At 56.2% G+C, this 1,946-nt stretch carries 1 tRNA gene and 2 rRNA genes (1 of these 3 running past the window's edge); all 3 read left to right on the top strand.

What is annotated here, in order from left to right:
• Positions 1-1,587, top strand: a 23S ribosomal RNA gene (locus tag ABLE43_RS22920) (it extends 1,303 nt beyond the left edge of the window).
• 98 nt (positions 1,588-1,685) lie between these two features.
• Positions 1,686-1,800: ribosomal RNA gene (gene rrf / locus ABLE43_RS22925) — 5S ribosomal RNA — on the top strand.
• Positions 1,801-1,869: 69 nt separating this feature from the next.
• A tRNA-Met gene (locus ABLE43_RS22930) sits at positions 1,870-1,946 on the top strand.

A 1,946-nucleotide genomic window follows, 5' to 3' on the forward strand; every position in this document is an offset into this window, starting at 1 on the left:
CTTTGCGTACGCGGTAGCGGAGCGTTCCGTACGCCTGTGAAGCGGCCTGGTAATGGGTCGTGGAGGTATCGGAAGTGCGAATGCAGACATGAGTAGCGATAAAGAGGGTGAGATGCCCTCTCGCCGAAAGACCAAGGGTTCCTGCGCAAGGCTAATCCGCGCAGGGTGAGCCGGCCCCTAAGACGAGCCCGAAGGGGGTAGTCGATGGGAACCACGTTAATATTCGTGGGCCTGGTGGTGTGTGACGGATGGCGTGTGTTGTTCAGCCTTATCGGATTGGCTGGGCTTCGAAGCTGTCCCGGGAAATAGCCCCACCGTATAGACCGTACCCGAAACCGACACAGGTGGTCAGGTAGAGTATACCAAGGCGCTTGAGAGAAGTGTCCTGAAGGAACTCGGCAAATTGCCTCCGTACCTTCGGAAGAAGGAGGCCCGATGTAAGCGCAAGCTCTCATCGGGGGCACAGGCCAGGGGGTAGCGACTGTTTAGCAAAAACACAGGGCTCTGCTAAGTCGGCTTCAAGACGACGTATAGGGCCTGACGCCTGCCCGGTGCCTGAAGGTTAAGTGGAGGGGTGCAAGCTCTGAAATGAAGCCCAGGTAAACGGCGGCCGTAACTATAACGGTCCTAAGGTAGCGAAATTCCTTGTCGGGTAAGTTCCGACCTGCACGAATGGCGTAACGACTTCCCCACTGTCTCCAGGACATGCTCAGCGAAATTGAATTCTCCGTGAAGATGCGGAGTACCCGCGGTTAGACGGAAAGACCCCGTGCACCTTTACTGCAGCTTCAGAGTGGCATTAGGAAAGAACTGTGTAGCATAGGTGGGAGGCTTTGAAGCATTGGCGCCAGCCGGTGTGGAGCCATAGGTGAAATACCACCCTGTTGTTTTCTGATGTCTAACCTGCGACCTTGAAACAGGTCGAGGGACCCTCTGTGGCGGGTAGTTTGACTGGGGCGGTCGCCTCCTAAAGAGTAACGGAGGCGCGCGAAGGTTGGCTCAGGCCGGTTGGAAACCGGCTGTTAGAGTGCAATGGCATAAGCCAGCCTGACTGCGAGACTGACAAGTCGAGCAGAGACGAAAGTCGGTCATAGTGATCCGGTGGTCCCTCGTGGAAGGGCCATCGCTCAACGGATAAAAGGTACGCCGGGGATAACAGGCTGATAACCCCCAAGAGCTCATATCGACGGGGTTGTTTGGCACCTCGATGTCGGCTCATCACATCCTGGGGCTGGAGCAGGTCCCAAGGGTTTGGCTGTTCGCCAATTAAAGTGGTACGTGAGCTGGGTTCAGAACGTCGCGAGACAGTTTGGTCCCTATCTGCCGTGGGCGTCGAAATTTGAGAGGAGTTGCCCCTAGTACGAGAGGACCGGGGTGAACATGCCTCTGGTGTACCTGTCGTCGTGCCAACGGCGCAGCAGGGTAGCTATGCATGGACGGGATAACCGCTGAAAGCATCTAAGCGGGAAGCCTCCCTCAAGATAAGATTTCTTAGGACGGTCGGAGACCACGACCTCGATAGATCGGATGTGGAAGCGCAGTAATGCGTGAAGCTAACCGATACTAATTGTCCTATTCGCGCTTGCAAGAGTCCACACCCCCAACGTCAGCACTGCTGATATGGGCGGTTGAAACCCTCAGCCCTTGAACACCATCGATTTGAAACCCGTGCACCGCCTTCATTGCCTGGTGGCTATAGCGTCTGTGAACCACCCGATCCCATCCCGAACTCGGCCGTGAAACCAGCCTGCGCCAATGGTACTATCGCTCAAGCGATGGAAGAGTAGGTCGTCGCCAGGCATTGAAGCCGGTGCACATCAACCCATTCACAATCTCTCCGCACTTCGCTCCACAGAGCGACAAAAGTGTCGCGGGGTGGAGCAGCCCGGTAGCTCGTCAGGCTCATAACCTGAAGGTCACAGGTTCAAATCCTGTCCCCGCAACCA

It is taken from the genome of Sphingomonas silueang (assembly GCF_040049155.1).
Lineage (GTDB): Bacteria > Pseudomonadota > Alphaproteobacteria > Sphingomonadales > Sphingomonadaceae > Sphingomonas > Sphingomonas silueang.